This window comes from Pseudomonas sp. SED1, assembly GCF_034044025.1.
Lineage (GTDB): Bacteria > Pseudomonadota > Gammaproteobacteria > Pseudomonadales > Pseudomonadaceae > Aquipseudomonas.
In genome coordinates this window covers 1-20,323 of record NZ_JAXCIS010000229.1, presented here as the reverse complement: position 1 = coordinate 20,323, position 20,323 = coordinate 1, and the positions used below count along the sequence as shown (strand labels likewise).

Sequence of the window (20,323 nt, the reverse complement as noted above, 5' to 3'; positions counted from 1 at the left end):
AGCTGTTACCAGTTGTAAGCAACTTTACCGTAATAGAACGCGCCGCTGTAACCGTACGGCGAAAAAGTGCTATAGGCCAAATTGCCACCACTGCTGGCGTAGGCATTGAGTTTTTCCGGGTACTTGTCGGTGACGTTGTCGCCGCCAACGGTGAAGGTCCAGTTTTTCAGCTTGTAGTCGGCTGACAGGTCCAACAGCCAAGCGGCCTTGAAGCTCTGGTCGTTGGCCGGGTCGGCCTGGTAGCTGGTAAATGAACCATAGCGCACCAAATTACTGTGCAGCGCCCAATTGCCGAAGCTCAGGTCGTTACCCAGGCTCAACTTGTGCTGGGGCGTGGTGTCGCCCAACAGGCCGATGCGTTCGCGACGATCCACCCGGACCAGGCTCGCCCCCAGGCTGTCCAGTACCGCCGGGTTGGCTTTTACGTCGGTGACCTTGGTGTGGTTGTAGTTGTAGCCCACGGTGCTGTTCCAGCGCACACCGTTATCCAGCTGGTAGCGATAGTTGGCCACCAGGTCGACGCCGTTGGTGGTGGTATCGGTGGCATTGGTGAAGTAACGCACGGTGGTGTAGTTGATGTTGCCGACGCCGTTGGCCTGCAGGTACGCCAGCGCAGCCGGGTTCTTGCTCAGGTCCAGGTTGGAAGACAGGCTGATGCGGTCGCTGATGTCGATACGGTAGACGTCAGCGGTCACCGTCAAGTTGTCGGTAGGCTCCAGCACCAGGCCGAGGCTGTAGTTGCGGGACTTCTCGGCTTTCAGGTCTTCAGCACCGAGCAGGCGCGCCACCTGGCTGTTGGCCGGGAACGTACCGGCTTCCTGGATGGTGTTGCCGATCAGCTGCGACGAGGTGTAGGCGAAGTTCTGCTGCGCCAGGGACGGCGCGCGGAAACCGTTGGATACACTGCCGCGCAAGGCCACTTGCGGGGTGAAGTCGTAGCGGGCCGAGAGCGAGCCGCTGACGTTGGAGCCAAAATCACTGTAGTCCTCATGACGCACGGCAGCCGAGGCGCTGAGTTTTTCGGTGAAGTTGGTTTCCAGGTCCAGGTACTGCGCCCAGTTATGGCGCGTGCTGGTGCCGGCGTCGGAATCCCGGAAGCCGCCCAGGCCCGAACTGCCGGTCTGGTAGTAGGACTCCGGGTCGCCCGCCTTGATCTGGTAACCCTGGTCCAGGTATTCGCCACCAAACGCTACCGACACCGGGTACGGCAACCAGCCCAGGCTGAATTCCCGCGACAGGTCCAGGCTGAGTTGCTTCTGGTCATTGACCAAAGTGCCGTTGTCGAACTTGCGCGGCGTCGCCAGGCCCAGTGAGGTGTTGATGGTTTCGGTACCGATCTGGTACTGGTTCTTGCCGTAGTTGACCGACACATCGTAATGCCAGTCATAGGCCAACAGGCCGCGCAGACCGACCGCCAGGGACGTGTCTTCCACGTCGCCGCGAATCAGTGGCAAGTAGCCGTTGGGGTTGAGCGCAGGAATATTGTTGCTCGCGTTGCTGGCCCGGTAGAACGCCGCCGTCTCGCCGCGGGTCTTGCTGTAGCCGCCAAACGCGTAGAATTCGGCGGCTTCGCTGAAGGAGTATTCCGAGTTGAGAAACAGCTTGCCCTGGTCGGTAGCCGGCTCGCCCTGGCGGAATACTCGCTGGCCATAGGTCGTCGAACCAACGCTGCCCGGACGCAGATCCTTGCCGGCGCGGTTTGTGTAATCGTTGTCGGCACCTTCGGCCGAGATATTGATAAAGCCGTTATCGCCCAGCGCCACACCGGTGTTGCCGCTGAGATTGCGCTGGATACCGTCACCCTTCTTGTACTCACCGAACTTGCTGGTGATCGAGCCACCGTGGTCGTCATGCTTGAGGATCACGTTGATCACCCCGGCAATCGCATCGGACCCGTAGCGGGCGGACGCGCCGTCCCGCAGCACTTCAATATGGTCGACCGCCGACAGCGGGATCGCATTCAGATCCGCCGGTGCCGAGCCGCGGCCCACTGCGCCGCCGAGGTTGACGAAGGCACTGGTGTGGCGGCGCTTGCCGTTGACCAGCACCAACACCTGGTCCGGTGACAGGCCGCGCAGTTGCGCCGGGCGTACCAGTTCGGCGCCGTCTACCAGGCTGGGGCGTGGAAAGTTGATGGACGGAATCAGACGGGCCAACACCGCGCCCAATTCATCAGAGCCGGTGCTGCGCAAGGTGTCGCCGGAAATCACATCGATGGGCGACAGCGAAGCACTGGCCGTGCGCTCTTGGGCGCGGGTGCCGGTCACTATGACTGTGTCGAGTTTGGGTACATCGGTAGTGGCCGTTTCAGCGGCTGCCACTGGACTGAATCCCACAGCGGTCAGCAAGTTAGCCGACAAAATCGCCGTGTACAGCAGGTGCTGCTTGTTGCTCCCCATACCGCTCCCCTTGGAATCAAAAGCCAGAACGTCAATGCTCTGAGCTCATACGATCGATCCGTGTGGCGGACGGTGGCGGTCATTTATTGGTTATTGGCAGAAAGTCGGTAGTCCGTTGTCATATAGCTTAATGATATTTATGTAACAAATTAAATACCTTTAAAGAATAAGCGAATGCATAAGCCCGGGTCGCTCCGCTCATCAGGATTGGCCGCCTCAATCCCTGTAGTTTCAGCGCACGTTCAGCCTAGAGGCGCGGGGAGCCTTCAAAATAGGCACTTATCACGACCCACTTAGCCGCCAACCGCACCGACTATCGAGGTCGCACCATGAAATACCGACTTTCCAGCCTACTGCTCCTGGCACAGGCCACCACCGCCCTGGCGGTGGAAGCACCCAGCCAAGACGAAAAAGGCTTCTGGTACGCCCAGACAAGTGTCTACACCCGGCACTTTGCGCCGGACAAGGACCACAACAACAATCAGGACCTGATCGGCCTGGAGCGCAATGAAGCGTCAGGCCTGGTGTATGGCGGGGCGACATTTCGCAACTCGTTCAGACAGCGGTCGTACTACGCCTACGCCGGCAAACGCTACGACATGACCGATTATCCGGTGTACTTGAAGCTCACTGGCGGCGTGATCCAGGGCTATCGCGGCAAGTACCGCGACAAGATTCCGCTGAATGGACTGGGAGTGGCGCCGGTGATCATCCCGTCCGTGGGCACTCACTACGGGCCGGTTGCCGCCGAGCTGGTGTTGCTCGGGTTTAATGCGGCGATGGTGACGACGGGCGTGCGGTTTTAATTGAGCCGCTGAAGGGCTTCTGTGGCGAGGGAGCTTGCTCCCGCTGGGTCGCGAAGCGGCCCCTGAAGTTCATGCGGTCTTTCAGATAGAACCCAGCGACTGTTTTGGGGCTGCTACGCAGCCCAGCGGGAGCAAGCTCCCTCGCCACAGGTTACGGACGGGGTGCGTAGGCAAACACATCGGCACGCATCTGGTGCGCATCCATGCCGGCCTCGACCAACGCATCCAGGGTGCCATAGATCATCGCCGGTGAGCCGCTGGCGTAGACGTGCACGGCCTTGAGGTCGCTGATGTCTTCGCACACCGCTTCATGCAGCAACCCGCAGCGCCCTTCCCAGCCACACAGGTCGCTGACCACTTTGTGCAGGAACAGGTTGGGCAGTTGCAGCCACTGGTCCCAGTGCTCGATCTCGTAGAAATCTTCCGGTCGACGTACACCCCAATACAGATGCACCGGGTGCTTGAAGCCACTGGCGCGACAGTGTTCGATCAGGCTGTGCATCTGCGCCATGCCGGTACCGGCGGCGATCAGCACCAGCGGCCCGTCGGGCAGTTCGGCCAAGTGGGTATCGCCAAACGGCATTTCGATGCGCGCCATCTGGTTGCGCTGCAACTGCTCCAGCAGGCTGCGGGCACTGTCTTCACGGGCCAGTACGTGCAATTCCAGCTCGCGCCCGGCGTGGGGCGCCGAAGCCAGGGAGAACGCCGACTTCTCGCCGTTTTCCCGTTCGATCATCAGGTATTGCCCGGCGTGGTAACGCACTGCCTTGCCGGCCGGAGCCCGCAGGCGCACGCGCCACACGTCACCGCCCACTTCAACGCACTCACTCAGTTGGCAAGACAATTTGCGCACCGGCAACTCTCCCGGCGCCAGCACGCCATCCCACAACACAATGCAATCTTCCAGCGGTTCGGCAATGCAGGTAAAAAACTCGCCATGGTCACGCACCTCACCGGCTTGCTGCACCCGGCCTTCTACCAGCAGCGCTGCACATACGTGGCACACACCATTGCGGCACGCCTGGGGGCAATCGTAGCCCAGGCGTCGCGCGCCCTCGAGAATCCGCTCGCCGGGCGTCAGTTCAAGTACCGCACCGGAAGGCTGCAGGGTTACACGCATCAATCTATTCCTAATTCTTTCCAGAGCGCATCCACACGGGCAGTTACCGCTTCGTCCTTGACGATCACGCGGCCCCATTCTCGGGTAGTTTCACCCGGCCACTTATGGGTGGCATCCAGGCCCATTTTCGAGCCGAGGCCCGATACCGGCGAGGCAAAGTCGAGGTAGTCGATCGGCGTGTTATCGATCATCACCGTGTCGCGCTTGGGGTCCATGCGCGTGGTGATGGCCCAGATCACGTCGTTCCAGTCCCGGGCGTTGATATCGTCGTCGGTGACAATAACGAACTTGGTGTACATGAACTGTCGCAAAAACGACCACACACCCAGCATTACCCGCTTGGCGTGGCCGGGGTACGACTTCTTCATCGTCACGATGGCCATGCGGTACGAGCAGCCTTCGGGCGGCAAGTAGAAGTCGGTGATTTCCGGAAACTGCTTTTGCAGGATCGGTACAAACACTTCGTTCAACGCCACGCCGAGGATCGCCGGCTCATCCGGCGGACGGCCAGTGTAGGTGCTGTGGTAGATCGGCTTGATTCGGTGGGTGATGCGCTCGACGGTGAACACCGGGAAGCTGTCGACTTCGTTGTAGTAGCCGGTGTGGTCGCCGTACGGGCCTTCATCGGCCATCTCGCCGGGGTGAATCACGCCTTCAAGGATGATTTCGGCGGTGGCCGGCACTTGCAGGTCATTACCACGGCATTTCACCAACTCGGTGCGGTTACCGCGCAACAGACCGGCGAAAGCATACTCGGAAAGGCTGTCGGGCACTGGCGTGACGGCGCCGAGAATGGTCGCCGGGTCAGCGCCCAGGGCCACCGAAACAGGGAATGGCTTGCCGGGATGCTTTTCGCACCACTCACGGAAATCCAGCGCGCCGCCACGGTGGCTCAGCCAGCGCATGATGACCTTGTTGCGGCCAATTACTTGCTGACGGTAGATGCCGAGGTTCTGGCGGTCCTTGTTCGGGCCTTTGGTGACGGTCAGGCCCCAGGTGATCAGCGGGCCGACGTCGCCAGGCCAGCAGGTTTGCACGGGGAGCATGCCGAGGTCGACGTCATCGCCTTCGATGACCACTTCCTGGCATACCGCGTCTTTCACGACCTTGGGGGCCATGGCGATGATCTTGCGGAAAATTGGCAGCTTCGACCAGGCGTCCTTCAGACCCTTGGGTGGCTCAGGCTCCTTGAGGAAGGCCAGCAGCTTGCCGATCTCCCGCAGTTCGCTGACGGACTCGGCGCCCATGCCAAACGCAACACGGTCGGGGGTGCCGAACAGGTTGCCGAGCACCGGGATATCAAAGCCCACCGGGTTTTCGAACAGCAGCGCCGGGCCCTTGTTACGCAAGGTGCGGTCGCAAATCTCAGTCATCTCCAGGACCGGGGAAATCGGCACCTGGATACGTTTCAACTCTCCGCGCTGCTCAAGTTGCTGCACGAAATCCCGAAGATCCTTGAATTTCATTAACCATGCCACCCGTAAAATAGGCGTACATCCTACCTGCTCTTACGGTCGCTGGCAGCTTATTGAGCAGCATTGCCGACGACACAGACTCAAAGAGCGGATGCCTGGGTTTCATTGCGCAAGGCTTTGAACAACGGTTCAAGGAACGCCTCGACATACCGCGAACCAACCGCCGAGAGGTGATTGTCGTCGGTGTACAGCGACTGACCGTCCAGTTCCACGCGACACCAGTCATTCGCACTGCATAGCTTAGGCGCCGGATCCATTACCTTTACCCCGGGATCAGCCGCCGCGATGCGCTCGAATACGCTGCTGATATAGGCCTGGCGCTGGAGGTGATCAGCCAGGGGCATGCCTTCTTTGTCGGTGGGACGGCCAAGCATCGCCAGGCGACTGAGGCGGTAAGGCGGATTGAATTCCTGCAGGGGGACTTCCTTGACCAGCCACACCCGATGGCCGCTGGCGCGCAATTGCTGCACAAGGGCGCGCACGCTTTCGGCGAAGCGCTGCTCGGCGATAGTACGATCATAAGTACCGGTCGCCGGGTTGAGCAGTGAAGCCTCGGTGTCGCCATCGAGCTGCCCGTAGACATAAAGGCTCCAGCGCGCTGCCAGCACTACGTCGCTAAAGGTTTCCTGACCCAGCAGTTGGGTGACTCGCTGGTTAAAGCTCAAGCAACCTGGAACGCTTTCCTTGCGATTAAACGGCAGGCAGCCGGCATACCCTGCCTGAGTGACGCTGACACCGTATTTGCTCGCGCCGTCTTGCAATGCCGGAACCAGCGCCGTGGCATGGCTATCGCCCCATACCAACGCGCGTGTCGGCGCGGACTGAGGTCCGAAATGACAAAATCCATGATGGCGATTTTTACCGCCGTCCACCAGGCAGGCCATGAGGTCCGGGCTCCACTCGCGCGCCTGGGCAAATTGCAGCGCCTCGGGCGACAGGCGCCAAGGCAACCCCTTTGTCCAGACCAGGCCTTTGCCGAGCAGCCCCACCGCCAGCAGCGCGATACCCGCCACCACCAGGATTTGCTTGCGCCCTGCCAACAACCGACGCTCACGGAACGGCGCCTCGACGAATCGCCAGGATCCGTAGCCCAGCAACAGGCTTAACACAAACAGCGCACCAAGCTCCCACGGCCCCAGGCCATCGACACTGGCGTACTTGCCGAACACGTAGACCGGCCAATGCCACAGGTACCAGGAGTAGGAGATCAGGCCGATCCCCACCAGCAATCGGCTGCCCAGCAGCTTGCTCGCCAGGGTGGCTTGCTGGCCGTTGGCCCAAATCAGGCAGACCACGCCCACCACCGGCAACAGCGCTGCGGCGCCGGGAAACGGCGTGCTTGGGTCATAGGCGAAGACCGCCAGCAGGATCAGGCCAAGACCGGCAAGGCTGACGACCTGCGCCAATGCCGGGCTCGCGCGGTACTGGCGTACAGGCATAACCGCCAGCATTGCGCCCGCCAACAGTTCCCAGGCACGCATCTGCAGCAGGAAAAAGGCTCTTTCCGGAGCGTGGGCCACCGCCCACGTACTCATCCCGAACGACACCAGCAACAACACAAACAGCGCCGCACGCCAGTGTTTGAGCCGGCTCGACAGTACTGTCAGCAACAGAGGAAAAAGAATGTAGAACTGTTCTTCAACCGACAATGACCAGGTATGCAGCAACGGCTTGATGTCGGAGGCCACATCAAAGTAGCCGTCCTGGCGCATGAAAAACAGGTTGGAGATAAACACCACCTGGTTGTGAATCGAGCGCCCCAACTCGCTGTAATCCTTGGGCGCCAGCAAAAACCAGCCCACCACCAGCGTGCCGAGCATCATCACAAACAGTGCTGGCAGGATACGCCGCGCTCGCCGGGCCCAGAAGCCGACAAAACTGAAGCGCCCGGCCTCACGTTCACGCCAGATGATCGAGGTGATCAAGTAACCGGAGATCACGAAAAATACATCAACACCGACAAAGCCGCCGGTGAAGCCCGGTACACCAAAATGAAACAGCACAACAGCGAGAACGGCAATGGCACGCAGGCCGTCAATGTCCCTGCGATAAGCGAGAATGGTCATAAATCTTGTTGTTTGCCTGATCAGATTGACAGCGAGTGTAGTCACACCCGCAAATTTGTTTCTAAACAGACACACACTAAGGCCAAACCTCCTTTTTCAGAAACAAAAAAAATGGCGCCCCATGGGGCGCCATCCTTTTTGACCGAAGCGTCGTGTTACTTGCGCTTCATCGACAGGAAAAACTCGTCGTTGGTCTTGGTGGTTTTCAGCTTGTCGATCAGGAACTCGATGGCAGCCACTTCATCCATCGGGTGCAGCAGCTTGCGCAGGATCCACATGCGCTGCAGTTCGTCGTCGGCGGTCAGCAACTCTTCACGGCGTGTGCCGGAGCGGTTGATGTTGATGGCCGGGAACACACGCTTTTCAGCGATACGGCGGTCCAAAGGCAGTTCCATGTTGCCGGTACCTTTAAACTCTTCGTAGATCACTTCATCCATCTTCGAGCCGGTTTCAACCAGCGCGGTGGCGATGATGGTCAGCGAGCCGCCTTCTTCGATGTTCCGCGCAGCGCCGAAGAAACGTTTCGGTTTCTCCAGGGCATGGGCATCGACGCCACCGGTGAGCACTTTGCCGGAGCTCGGGATCACGGTGTTGTAGGCACGGGCCAGACGGGTAATGGAGTCGAGCAGAATCACCACGTCTTTCTTGTGTTCGACCAGGCGCTTGGCCTTCTCGATCACCATTTCGGCAACCTGCACGTGGCGGGTTGGCGGCTCATCGAACGTCGAGGCAACCACTTCGCCGCGCACGGTGCGCTGCATTTCGGTTACTTCTTCCGGACGCTCATCGATCAGCAACACGATCAGGTGAACTTCAGGATTGTTACGGGCGATGTTCGCTGCGATGTTCTGCAGCATGATGGTCTTGCCGGCTTTCGGCGGGGCCACGATCAGGCCGCGCTGGCCTTTGCCGATCGGGGCGCACAGGTCGATGACACGACCGGTCAAGTCTTCGGTGGAACCGTTACCGGCTTCCATCTTCATGCGCACGGTCGGGAACAGCGGGGTCAGGTTCTCGAAGAGAATCTTGTTTTTCGCGTTCTCGGGACGATCGTAGTTGATCGTGTCGACCTTGAGCAGGGCGAAATAACGCTCACCTTCCTTTGGAGGGCGGATCTTGCCAACGATGGTGTCACCGGTGCGCAAGTTGAAGCGACGGATCTGGCTCGGCGAGACGTAAATATCGTCTGGGCCGGCGAGATAGGAAGCGTCTGCAGAGCGGAGGAAGCCGAAGCCGTCCTGGAGAATCTCCAGCACGCCATCACCGGAGATTTCCTCGCCGCTTTTCGCGTGCTTTTTGAGCAGGGAGAAAATCACGTCCTGCTTGCGCGAACGGGCCATATTTTCTATGCCCATCTGTTCGGCCAATTCGAGCAGTTCGGTAATCGGCTTTTGCTTGAGTTCAGTCAGATTCATATAGGAATGACGTAATCATTTATGGAGGGGGGGAAATTAAGCTTTTGGCTTAATGAGGCCGCGCCGCAGAGAAGGCGACAGGATCGCGTACTAATCGAAAAGGAGAGCGTCGGCGACGGCTTGCAGGGGGCAGTGGAGAAACCAGTGCGGGGCCGAATGTACCACCTGAATTTCAGAGCGTCTAGCCCTGTCTCACGAAAAAGCCCCGCAATTTGCGGGGCCTTTTGAGGACGCTTAGATGTTGGCGTCGAGGAAAGCTTGCAGCTGGGACTTCGACAGCGCGCCGACCTTGGTGGCCTCGACATTGCCGTTCTTGAACAGCATCAGGGTTGGGATACCACGCACGCCGTGCTTGGCCGGGGTTTCCTGGTTGTCGTCGATGTTCAGCTTGGCAATGGTCAACTTGCCTTCGTAAGTGGTGGCAATGTCGTCCAGGACCGGAGCGATCATTTTGCAAGGACCGCACCACTCAGCCCAGTAGTCAACCAGCACCGGGCCCTGGGCCTTCAGTACTTCGGCCTCAAAGGTCGCGTCGGTGACGTGCTTGATAAGATCGTTGCTCATGGATGTCTCCGGGTTGTAAGCAAAAAAAACGTTGCCCATCATAGCCGCCCTTCCCGCGTTCAGGAAGCCGCAGCTGATTGACTCTTGCTATGGTGGTGCATGAGTTTGGGTATAGCCCAATTCATGGGGTCACGGGAGTCATGAACGCAATGCCGGTGCGCAGCGCTGCGTTACGTACGTGTTCCTGCATGCTTTTCTGGGCCGCCCCGCTGGCGCGCCGGGCCAGCGCACGGAGGATCTTGCGGTGCTCCTGCCAGGTCTCCATGGCCCGCTCCGGCCGGATGAACGGTAGCTTCTGACTCTCCAGAAACACCTCGGCGCTGGCACTGAGAATATTCACCATCGCCTGATTGCCGCTGGCCAGCAGGATGCGCTGGTGGAATTCGAAGTCCAGCCGGGCCGCGGCTTCAAAGTCGCCGGCCTTGAGCTCCTTGCGCATCGCCTCGACATTGTCTTCCAGGCAATCCAGCTCATCGGTGGTCAGCGTCACCGCCGCCAGCCCCGCGGCAAAGCCTTCCAGGGCGTAGCGCAGTTGGAAGATATCCAGCGGCGTTGCCTGCGCCGTAAACGGCCAGGCCAAACCCGGAAGCTCCTCGGGCGCTTGCACGAACACGCCCTTTCCCGGCTGCACACTCACCACGCCTAACGCACTGAGCGACGACAAGGCTTCGCGCAACGAGGCCCGGCTCACGCCCAATTGCAGCGCCAGCTCGCGCTGGGAGGGCAATGCATCGCCCGGCCCGAAGCCTTCGTCAGCGATCAACTTGCGGATGGCCTGTAGCGCCACTTCCGGTACGGCTTGGGCGATTGAATTCATAAAAACTCGAGTTTTCGTCAACTGAGCGAATAGTTGTAAAGCTATTCGCAGCGCCCGGCAAGCCACGCCCCAAAGGGGCTCGCGGGGTTTTGAAGGCGCTCGAAAAGGGTGCAGAAAACGCGGCAACTGTTCAGACCAGTAAGACCGCCAGAACTCAACAGCTACCGGCCTTCCAGCGAATTAAGACAGTGCTGGCATGGGCTGTGCACTGGCAAAACTCAGAAAATCCTTTCGTCCCTTTCGGAGAGTTGCCATGACCAAGCGTTGCAGCGCCCTGCTCACTGCCCTGTTTGCCAGCCTGATGCTGAGCCAGGCGCCCGCCCAGGCCAACGGTCTGGACGATATCGTCGCCCGTGGCACCCTCAAGGTGGCCGTGCCTCAGGATTTCCCGCCGTTCGGCTCGGTCGGCCCGGACATGAAGCCTCGCGGGCTGGATATAGACACCGCAAAACTGCTGGCCGACCAGCTCAAGGTCAAGCTTGAACTGACCCCGGTCAACAGCACCAACCGCATCCCGTTTCTTACCACCGGCAAAGTCGACCTGGTAATTTCCAGCCTCGGCAAGAACGCCGAGCGCGAAAAGGTCATCGACTTCTCCAAGGCCTACGCGCCGTTCTACCTCGCCGTATTTGGCCCGCCAGATGCGCCGATCAGCACCGTTGACGACCTCAAGGGCAAGACCATCAGCGTGACCCGCGGTGCCATCGAAGACATCGAGCTGACCGCCGTCGCGCCTAAAGAGGCAACGATCAAGCGCTTTGAAGACAACAATTCGACCATCGCCGCCTACCTCGCCGGCCAGGTGGACCTGATCGCCAGCGGCAACGTGGTGATGGTGGCCATCAGCGAGCGCAACCCCAAGCGCGTACCGGCACTGAAAGTGAAGCTCAAGGACTCGCCGGTCTATGTGGGCGTAAACAAGAACGAGCCGGCGCTGCTGGACAAGGTCAACCAGATTCTGGTCGCGGCCAAAGCTGACGGCAGCCTGGAAAAGAACGCAATGCAGTGGCTTAAAGAGCCGCTGCCGGCTGATCTCTGATCGCGGTAACGAGGGTTAGCTATGGCCTATCAATTCGACTTTGTGCCGGTTCTGGCCAATACCGATCTGTTGCTGCGCGGCGCGCTGTTCACCCTTGAGCTGACCGCCATCGGTGCAGTACTGGGCGTGGCGCTGGGAATCGTCGGCGCCGTGGTGCGGGCGTGGAAGATCCAGCCGTTCAGCTGGATCTTCGGGGTGTACGTCGAGTTGATCCGCAACACGCCGTTCCTGGTGCAGTTGTTTTTCATCTTCTTCGGCCTGCCGTCCCTCGGTTTGAAAATCACCGAATGGCAGGCGGCGGTGCTGGCGATGGTGATCAACCTGGGGGCGTACTCCACGGAGATCATCCGCGCCGGCATCCAGGCGATCCCGCGTGGGCAACTGGAAGCGGCGGCCGCGCTGGCGATGACGCGTTTCGAGGCGTTCCGCCATGTGGTGTTGCTGCCCGCGCTGGGCAAGGTCTGGCCGGCCCTGAGCAGCCAAATCATCATCGTGATGCTCGGCTCGGCAGTTTGTTCGCAAATCGCCACAGAAGAGCTGAGCTTCGCCGCCAACTTTATCCAGTCACGCAACTTCCGTGCTTTTGAAACCTATGCACTGACCACGTTGGTCTACCTGTGCATGGCGCTGATGATCCGCCAATTGCTGAACTGGATCGGCCGGCGCTATGTCATGAGGAACGCCCGATGAGTGATTTTTCGTTCTGGGACATCGTGCGCAACCTACTCACCGGCTTGCAGTGGACGCTGTTGCTGTCGCTGGTGGCGTTTATCGGCGGCGGCGTGATCGGCTTGTTGGTGATGACCATGCGTATCAGCAGCAAAGCCTTCCCGCGCAACGTTGCACGCACCTACATCGAACTGTTCCAGGGCACGCCGCTGTTGATGCAGCTGTTCCTGGTGTTCTTCGGCATCGCCTTGCTCGGCGTGGACATTTCGCCCTGGCTGGCGGCAGCCATTGCCTTGACCCTGTTCACCAGCGCCTACCTGGCCGAGATCTGGCGTGGCTGTGTCGACTCCATCGCCCACGGGCAATGGGAAGCGTCCGCGAGCCTGGCCCTCAACCCGCTTGAACAACTGCGCTACGTGATCCTGCCCCAAGCCCTGCGCATTGCCGTGGCGCCGACCGTGGGGTTCTCGGTGCAGGTGGTTAAAGGCACCGCCGTGACCTCGATCATCGGCTTCACCGAGCTGACCAAGACCGGCGGCATGCTCGCCAACGCGACCTTCGAACCCTTCATGGTCTATGGCCTGGTGGCGCTCGGTTACTTCCTGCTTTGCTACCCCTTGTCCCTCAGTGCGCGCTACCTGGAAAGGAGACTGCATGCCTCTGCTTAGAATTTCCGCCCTGCATAAGTATTACGGCGATCACCATGTACTCAAGGGCATCGACCTGAGTGTCGAAGAAGGCCAGGTGGTGGCGATCATCGGTCGAAGCGGCTCGGGTAAATCCACCTTGTTGCGCACCCTCAATGGCCTGGAGTCGATCAACGATGGAGTGATTGAAGTCGACGGCGAATACCTCGACGCCGCCCGCGCCGACCTGCGCAGCTTGCGGCAAAAGGTCGGCATGGTATTCCAGCAGTTCAACCTGTTTCCGCACCTGACGGTGGGTGAAAACGTCATGCTTGCGCCACAAGTGGTGCAGAAAGTGCCGAAAGCCAAGGCCGCGCAACTGGCGCGGCAGATGCTGGAGCGGGTCGGGCTGGGAGAGAAGTTCGACGCCTTCCCTGATCGACTGTCCGGCGGCCAACAGCAGCGGGTAGCTATCGCCCGGGCGCTGGCCATGTCACCCAAGGTATTGCTGTGTGATGAAATCACCTCGGCCCTGGACCCGGAACTGGTCAACGAAGTACTCAGCGTGGTGCGCCAATTGGCCAAGGATGGCATGACACTGATCATGGTCACCCACGAGATGCGTTTTGCCCGGGAAGTGGGGGACAAGCTGGTGTTCATGCACCAGGGCAAGGTGCATGAAGTGGGTGACCCGAAAATCCTGTTTGCCAACCCGCAGACCGCCGAACTGGCCAACTTTATCGGCTCGACAGAGACACCCGACTGAGCCGTCAGCCAGCCGGCACCAACTCAAAACGCCCACCGCCCTCCAGCACGGTTTTGTCGCGCACGGCGGTGGTCGTGTCGAAGAGATAAGTGTCGACTTGCACCTGGGCCGAAAACACGCGACCCACGACGGGCAGTCCGGCTGCCAGCACCACCATGGTCTGGTCCGGCAGCAGTTGGCCGCTTCGCTCGGCCCGATTATGCATCGGGGCCAACTCCGCGGGCCTGCCGTCCAGCACCGCCTGTTGGAGGCTAAGGTTGAAATACCCCTGCTCGCCAAACTTGAAGCCTTGGCCCACAGCGGGTACGCCTCGAAAACGCAGGGCGATGAGCGTGTCCTGCGGGCACACCACATTCAAATGCACCGTGCGCTTACCAAAAAGTACGCCTTGCGCAGCAGCCTGCCCACCATGGCGCAAGGCGCCAAGATCAACCTCTGGCCGGCTCAACGACAGACGACATTCTGCGGCATAGGCCTCGCCCGCCATCAACAGGCAGGACAGCACGCCTGCAGCGCCTACCTTAACGGCAGGTCGCTGAGGCGGTTTCGTAGGGTCGCTCATCATAAGATTGCTCCGCCAGGTCGAGTTGAAGTGTGCACGAAGCCCCGCTTGGCGATGACACCATGAGGGTTTGCGCGCTATCGATATTGCTCAGGAAAATCATGCCGTCTGCGACTACGTTGGTCAGGAATGCATTACCTGCACCCAGCACCGATGCACCCTGGGGCAGAGGCTCGCCAGCTGTATCCGTGGCCCTCAGTAGCACGCGTCGAACTTTAACCACCTCGAAGTCGACCTTGCTGAATGAACCTCGCCCGGCCTCCAGCACTTTCGTACCGTTCTTGATATCCACCTGCCGCGGCAAGGACTTGCCTTCGATTTCAAGCTGGCTGACTTGATAGGCGGGCAGCCCGGGAAGCACCGCCATGCCCCAGTGATCAGTCCACACCGGCCCTTGAGGGGTGCTGATGCGGGCCCCGGCTATATCACCGGCCGAGGCGACGCCAAACGTATCCTCGACCCGGTACGGCGTAAAGGTCACGCCCCGGTCATGGGCCACTACGGCGCCCTGCAATTGCCCGCTATAGCGTGTGCTGGAGCCATCCCGGTCAATGCCCGCGCCCGCCTGGGTATAACGCGACATGGTGTTGACCCAGCCGCCCACGGCCTGCTCATGATCGCCTCTCAAGTCTCTCTCGCCACGAAGCTCATAGTTGAGGGTTTCATCCACACGTTCGTTGTACGTGGTGCCAATACTGGATCGACGACCTTGATGCCGTGCAACAGAGCTGAGGGACCGCTCACGGCCCAGCGGTACAGTGACCTGCAAGCGAACCCCGACGCCATCATTGTCGCCCCTGGTGTCACCCGACTTACCCACTTGCGAGTCCACCGTCACACCCACGTTCGCGTACCTGAAGTCCTTGCTCCATGAGCCATAGACGTTTTGGGTGGTCCTGCTATTGAAATGAGCCGCCCGGGAATAGCCCAGCGAAAACTCGCCAACCTCTCGGACAGCCCAACTGAAGCCCGCGGTGTACTGGGTTTTAAACCGCGCGTCCCCGGCCTCGGCGGCGGCAGTACGCAGGGTGTCGAGCACCTCACGATAGCCTGGGGTTTGAGCAGTCGCGCTCAGCGACACCTGCACATTGCCAGGCAACGTGCTTCCCAGGGAAACGCTGTTGCGCGCGCCCTGGAGCTTTTTTTTTCGGTCGCGCGCAAGGTTGTTCCGCAGCCCCAAGGAAAAACGTTCGCCAAAACCGGTGTCCAGCGCAAAGCCCACCGAGTTGTAGTTGTCGGTACCCTGCACCCCGGAGCTGAAGGCGCTGCGCTTGCCCAATGCCCACGTTCCGCTGGCCATTCCCAGCACAGGCTCTTTGGCGCCACTACGGTTCACATCACGCACCTTGCCCAGCCCAGCCGTATAACCCGTCCTGACCGGTACTGCCGCGCGAAAAGACGCCGCCGGCACCACGAAGCTACGTCGCCCTCCTCGCGTTTCGATGACACTGACCTGAAGGTCACTTGTGCCATTGAGCAAAGGTAAATTGTTCAATGAAAAGGGACCTTCGGGCACCACCGTGGTGTAAATCAGGGCGCCTGATTGGCGTACCTCAACCCGTGATTGGCTGACGGCCACGCCCTCAACCACGACGCCTGCACCGCTCGAACCGCTCGCGACCCCGTCGGGAAACAACTGCGCACCCAACAGTTGCACACCGCCAAATACCGGGCTGGTGCCGGAGATCTGCCCCAATTGGAGCGTAGATGCCAACGGCACTAAATCACGCTGTGCGTAGGCAAACAGATGCTCAGTAGTGGAGCGACCATCGCTGGAGACATACAACTGGCGACTACGGGCAATCCAGTCGCCGAAGTTGAAGCCTATTTCAGTCGAAGCGGAGAAATAACGGCTGGTGTCCTCCCGCGAATGGCTATTACTGCCCTGCAGGTCATAGTTGAGCATCCCTGCGGTACCGCCCCGGGAGTAGTGGCCAGACCCGCGTTGCAGTTCGCGCAACGCCTGGGTAGGCACCACCAGGAATACTTCCTCGCTTCCCGGGCGTAACGTTGCGACCGTATTGGGATACTCAGAGAGGAAGTCATGGCAAGCCTGGTCAACCGCTGCGTCTTTGTTCAGTACCCGGGAAGGCACTTGCAAGCCCGCTCGGTCGAGCAAACCACGGGTGAAACACAACTCGCCTTCATGATTGAAACGCACATCCGCCAGCCCGACCCGGTCACCATTCACCGTCAGCCCGACAACGCGCACGCCTTCGGTGAAACGCGCAGCGCTACGGAAATAACGAGCGACGCCGGGGTCAATGCCGCGAGCCTGTAAGGTCGCCAGGTCGAACCCCAGCAACTGGGTGCCGGGCTGGGCAGCGTAAGCCTGCTCAGCCATCCCCGACAGGATCGCCACACACACCAGGCCATTACGCCTGGATCGCTCATCGTCACGCTTGGTTTTAGATAGTTTTTTACTGACTGCACCCGTAACTCTTTTGACTTTTCTCATGACCGGTCAAGGCGCATTGGCTAGGAGTAATGCGTCGTAGCTGTCGACGGTAAATCCATAGATGGTGGCCGGCTCGAGGGTCACTGAAGTGGCGTCCGGTAGGGCCTTCTTCAGGTCAACCCTCAACACTTCGCCCGGCAAGATATAGGCGCGAGGAAGGATGGCTTGAATTTTTTGCGGATTGACCTTCACTTCAGTGCCCAGTCGGACCACATAAGGACTGTCGTTGCGCACGATCAGAGTGCTGGCCTGCAGTTGCCAGGTCAGTAGCTCCCAGGGTGCTTCATTTCGAGGCAAGCCTTTGGGGTGCAGGATCAGGGGCAAATTCTGCCGAAGGCTGATACCGATGGTCGCACCCGAACCGGGTCGCGTCTGAGGAACGCCCTCGAAAGACACGCGCTTCAAACGCTGTGTCTTGAGCGGCTCCTTGCCAATCGCCAGGAACCTCACCATCTGCTGCTCCCCTGCATCGACTCGTGCAACAGGCGGCGTTATAAGCACCAACGGCTCAAGGTCTTCAGGAATATCTTCGATCGTCGAATGAAGTAAGGCGGGGCCTCCATCGGTATTGGTTACGTTGATGCTGACTTCACCCTCCGACTCGTTCAGCACAATAACGGTTGTTTCAGGACGCATACCATCTGCCCATACACCAGCAGCGAACACCATATTCAAACAAACATACAAAGGTGCAAGAACCTTGAATCTCAACTGAGTCATCGAACGACCTTCCCATTACCTCAAGAATACAAACCAGTCGACGCAAGCTCTGGCAAAATAACACTCAGCCCTAACTTGCACCGACCCAATTCAAATAATGCTTAGAGGTAACGCAGTTCCAAGGTCGCTTGACCATCAAGAGCGATTTGACTCGTCATATCAAGCTCAGAAGTTTTATTGATAACTGCCTGAATTTCCAGATTCCCGGCCAGTGTATTCAGTTGGATTGGCGTGTTGGTGCCAGTGTGCCATGCAGCAATGTTCGCGCCTTGCCCCAAAGCCGGCCCACCCTGCACCCAACTTGTACCATTATTGATACTGGTAAGAACGTTTACCGCCCTGCCATCAGCCACAGAGTTACGCAGGTGTACAACGTAACCGCCTATTTTCTGCGCTCTTGCGGTTGTGCCCAAGCCGTAGTTATAGGTATCGGTGTAACTCCCGCCAATCTGACTAACCATCAGGTTCGGGATCCGGCTGCTGGCGCGGTTATCCACTGCCTTGATACCCACCTTGGTCTTTACGCCGCTGCTGCACCTGATTGCATAAGGAGTAGTCTTGGTGGCCAACTTGGTATAGTTGGTTGGGCTCAAGGTGCTGGGATTGATAGCACCGTAATCAATAACAGAGTTAGTGATTGTAAAACTGCAGCTGGAAGGCGCGATAGTACCTTTGACACGAAGATCGGCGGCTTGCGCGCTCAGACCTGCAACAGCCAGGAACATGCCCACCAATACAGCAATATTTTTCTTCATCAGATAGTTACCTTTCAATGAGAGAAACGGCTAATTACAGATGGCCAGAAACGATCATTGCCCGCGTTCATGCGGACAAACTTATGCAGCACGATGCTCTGATCCATAAATAAATACCGCCACGGCACAAATGCCGAATCGAAGTATCGGCATATCAATTCCACAATAAAGCCGGAAAAAATTTCAATCCTCGTATGAACCATCAGGCATATCGCCTTGAACCTTCCTGCGCCGTTGTGCGAGCGTGCGTAAAATCGCTCAGGATGAATACGAATACGCGTAGGAACTATCAGTTACCCCAATAGGTGCTTGGTTGAACAAATATGGACCACATCAACTATTAACTTAGTAATACGAGATGAACGCACATTTCCTACAACGACAACTCGCCGGTCTCATAGCGGTTTTGGAAAAATTACTCTGGCACTACGCGTTGGCGTCAGCGGTTGATCGTGGCACGATGGCGAGGTTATCGACCGAGACCCCTTAACCATGCCGCAATCCCAAGCCAAGAATCTGTCCCTGATCGCCGCCATCGACCTGGGCTCCAACAGCTTTCACATGGTCGTGGCCAAGGCCCAGAACGGCGAAATCCGCATCCTTGAGCGGCTCGGCGAGAAAGTGCAACTGGCTGCCGGGATCGACGATGAGCGTCAGCTCAATGAAGAATCCATGCAGCGCGGGCTCGATTGCCTGAAGCGCTTTGCCCAACTGATCAACGGCATGCCCCCGGGCGCCGTGCGGATCGTCGGCACCAACGCCCTGCGCGAAGCCCGCAACCGCGGCGAATTCATCCGCCGTGCCGAGGACATTCTCGGCCACCCCGTAGAAGTCATCTCCGGCCGTGAGGAAGCGCGCCTCATCTACCTCGGCGTTTCCCATACCCTGGCCGACACACCGGGCAAACGCCTGGTGGCCGACATCGGCGGGGGCAGTACCGAGTTCATCATTGGCCAGCGTTTCGAACCATTGCTGCGCGAAAGCCTGCAGATGGGCTGCGTCAGCTACACCCAGCGCTATTTCAAGGATGGCAAGATCACCCCGGCCCGCTACGCCCAGGCTTATACGGCAGCGCGGCTGGAGATCATGAGCATCGAGCACGCCCTGCACCGCCTGACCTGGGATGAGGCCATCGGCTCGTCCGGTACCATTCGCGCCATCGGTCTGGCGCTCAAGGCCGGCGGCCACGGCACTGGCGAGGTCAACGCCGAAGGCCTGGCCTGGCTCAAGCGCAAGCTATTCAAGCTGGGAGATGCCGAGAAGATCGATTTTGACGGCATCAAGCCTGACCGCCGCACGATTTTCCCCGCAGGCCTGGCGATTCTCGAAGCTATTTTCGACGCCCTCGAACTGCAACGCATGGACCACTGCGACGGCGCCCTGCGTGAAGGCGTGCTGTACGACCTGCTGGGCCGCCATCATCACGAGGACGTCCGTGAACGCACCCTCAGCTCGTTGATGGAGCGTTACCACGTCGACCTGGAACAAGCGGCGCGGGTTGAGCGCAAAGCGCTGCACGCGTTTGACCAGGTGGCCGAGGACTGGGACCTGGAAGACGGCGTCTGGCGTGAACTGCTGGGCTGGGCGGCCAAGGTCCATGAAGTGGGGCTGGACATCGCCCACTACCATTACCACAAGCACGGCGCCTACCTGATCGAGCACTCGGACCTGGCGGGTTTCTCTCGGGAAGACCAGCAGATGCTCGCGTTGCTGGTACGCGGCCACCGCCGCAATATTCCGAAGGACAAGTTTGCCGAGTTCGGTGACGAAGGCATCAAGCTGATTCGCCTGTGCGCGCTGCTGCGTTTCGCGATCCTGTTCCACCACATCCGTGGCACCCAGGAAATGCCGCAAGTGGTGCTGCGCGCCAATGCCGACAGCCTGGACGTGGTGTTCCCGAAGAACTGGCTGGATGAAAACCAGCTGACCCAGGCGGATTTCGCCCAGGAAGCCGAATGGCTGACGCGGGTTGGGTTGACGCTGAACGTACGCTGATAGGGGTGAGTGACGCGGAGCGTCACAGGATGTATTCCCACGCAGAGCGTGGGAACAATCAAACGCCACAA

The 20,323-nt window shown here is 59.4% G+C and carries 17 protein-coding genes; 6 read left to right on the top strand and 11 right to left on the bottom strand.

The genetic code is table 11. The features are described from left to right. Positions 1–5: 5 nt before the first annotated feature. Positions 6–2,399, bottom strand: a complete 2,394-nt coding sequence (locus tag SNL23_RS28875; RefSeq protein WP_318304432.1) for a TonB-dependent receptor plug domain-containing protein — start codon at positions 2,397–2,399, stop codon at positions 6–8. Between the two features lie 329 nt (positions 2,400–2,728). Here SNL23_RS28875 and SNL23_RS28870 point away from each other — a divergent pair, with 329 nt between their 5' ends. Beyond that, positions 2,729–3,205 carry a sn-glycerol-3-phosphate transporter gene (locus SNL23_RS28870; protein WP_076013088.1) on the top strand — a complete coding sequence of 159 codons (477 nt, stop codon included), beginning with the start codon at positions 2,729–2,731 and terminating at the stop codon, positions 3,203–3,205. A gap of 151 nt (positions 3,206–3,356) precedes the next feature. On the opposite strand, the gene SNL23_RS28865 is transcribed toward SNL23_RS28870, so the two are convergent. From SNL23_RS28865 to SNL23_RS28840, 6 genes are all read right to left on the bottom strand, one after another. Next, a complete protein-coding gene (locus SNL23_RS28865) occupies positions 3,357–4,325 on the bottom strand; it encodes a CDP-6-deoxy-delta-3,4-glucoseen reductase (RefSeq protein WP_318304430.1) in 969 nt (322 codons plus the stop codon). Next, entirely contained in the window at positions 4,325–5,791 is a 1,467-nt protein-coding gene (ubiD, locus tag SNL23_RS28860) for a 4-hydroxy-3-polyprenylbenzoate decarboxylase (protein ID WP_017476626.1), read from the bottom strand. Before ubiD ends, SNL23_RS28865 begins: the two co-directional genes overlap by 1 nt. 89 nt (positions 5,792–5,880) lie before the next feature. Then, positions 5,881–7,866 (bottom strand): acyltransferase family protein, encoded by a 1,986-nt coding sequence (locus tag SNL23_RS28855; RefSeq protein WP_318304428.1) that lies wholly within the window; start codon positions 7,864–7,866, stop codon positions 5,881–5,883. Positions 7,867–8,021: 155 nt separating this feature from the next. Next, positions 8,022–9,281: a transcription termination factor Rho gene (gene rho, locus SNL23_RS28850; RefSeq protein WP_008438874.1), complete on the bottom strand. Its 1,260-nt coding sequence runs from the start codon at positions 9,279–9,281 to the stop codon at positions 8,022–8,024. 234 nt (positions 9,282–9,515) lie between these two features. Then, on the bottom strand, positions 9,516–9,845 hold the full coding sequence (gene trxA, locus SNL23_RS28845; RefSeq protein WP_003213989.1) for a thioredoxin TrxA: 330 nt from the start codon (positions 9,843–9,845) through the stop codon (positions 9,516–9,518). A 121-nt stretch (positions 9,846–9,966) separates the two neighbouring features. Further along, a complete protein-coding gene (locus tag SNL23_RS28840; protein ID WP_076013091.1) occupies positions 9,967–10,662 on the bottom strand; it encodes a FadR/GntR family transcriptional regulator in 696 nt (231 codons plus the stop codon). A 253-nt stretch (positions 10,663–10,915) separates the two neighbouring features. On the opposite strand from SNL23_RS28840, the gene SNL23_RS28835 reads away from it, so the two are divergent. The 4 genes from SNL23_RS28835 to SNL23_RS28820 are packed head-to-tail and all read left to right on the top strand — an operon-like array spanning position 10,916 to position 13,762. Then, positions 10,916–11,701: a transporter substrate-binding domain-containing protein gene (locus SNL23_RS28835; protein WP_076013092.1), complete on the top strand. Its 786-nt coding sequence runs from the start codon at positions 10,916–10,918 to the stop codon at positions 11,699–11,701. A 21-nt stretch (positions 11,702–11,722) separates the two neighbouring features. Continuing rightward, positions 11,723–12,391: an amino acid ABC transporter permease gene (locus tag SNL23_RS28830; protein WP_003213995.1), complete on the top strand. Its 669-nt coding sequence runs from the start codon at positions 11,723–11,725 to the stop codon at positions 12,389–12,391. Next, entirely contained in the window at positions 12,388–13,038 is a 651-nt protein-coding gene (locus tag SNL23_RS28825; protein WP_076013093.1) for an amino acid ABC transporter permease, read from the top strand. The genes SNL23_RS28830 and SNL23_RS28825 overlap by 4 nt, the downstream gene beginning before the upstream one ends. Further along, the gene (locus SNL23_RS28820) at positions 13,025–13,762 is read left to right on the top strand and encodes an amino acid ABC transporter ATP-binding protein (protein ID WP_076013094.1); all 738 of its coding nucleotides are present in this window, start codon (positions 13,025–13,027) and stop codon (positions 13,760–13,762) included. The genes SNL23_RS28825 and SNL23_RS28820 overlap by 14 nt, the downstream gene beginning before the upstream one ends. Before the next feature lie 4 nt (positions 13,763–13,766). On the opposite strand, the gene SNL23_RS28815 is transcribed toward SNL23_RS28820, so the two are convergent. From SNL23_RS28815 to SNL23_RS28800, 4 genes are all read right to left on the bottom strand, one after another. Further along, positions 13,767–14,324, bottom strand: coding sequence for a hypothetical protein (locus SNL23_RS28815; protein WP_318304424.1), 558 nt, complete (start codon positions 14,322–14,324; stop codon positions 13,767–13,769). Beyond that, positions 14,284–16,782 (bottom strand): fimbria/pilus outer membrane usher protein, encoded by a 2,499-nt coding sequence (locus SNL23_RS28810; RefSeq protein WP_318304422.1) that lies wholly within the window; start codon positions 16,780–16,782, stop codon positions 14,284–14,286. Before SNL23_RS28810 ends, SNL23_RS28815 begins: the two co-directional genes overlap by 41 nt. 6 nt (positions 16,783–16,788) lie before the next feature. Further along, positions 16,789–17,502: a fimbria/pilus chaperone family protein gene (locus SNL23_RS28805; RefSeq protein WP_076013097.1), complete on the bottom strand. Its 714-nt coding sequence runs from the start codon at positions 17,500–17,502 to the stop codon at positions 16,789–16,791. A 101-nt stretch (positions 17,503–17,603) separates the two neighbouring features. Further along, the gene (locus SNL23_RS28800; RefSeq protein ID WP_076013098.1) at positions 17,604–18,257 is read right to left on the bottom strand and encodes a DUF1120 domain-containing protein; all 654 of its coding nucleotides are present in this window, start codon (positions 18,255–18,257) and stop codon (positions 17,604–17,606) included. Between the two features lie 492 nt (positions 18,258–18,749). On the opposite strand from SNL23_RS28800, the gene ppx reads away from it, so the two are divergent. Beyond that, a complete protein-coding gene (gene ppx, locus SNL23_RS28795) occupies positions 18,750–20,252 on the top strand; it encodes an exopolyphosphatase (protein WP_318304420.1) in 1,503 nt (500 codons plus the stop codon). The last annotated feature ends 71 nt before the right edge of the window (positions 20,253–20,323 follow it).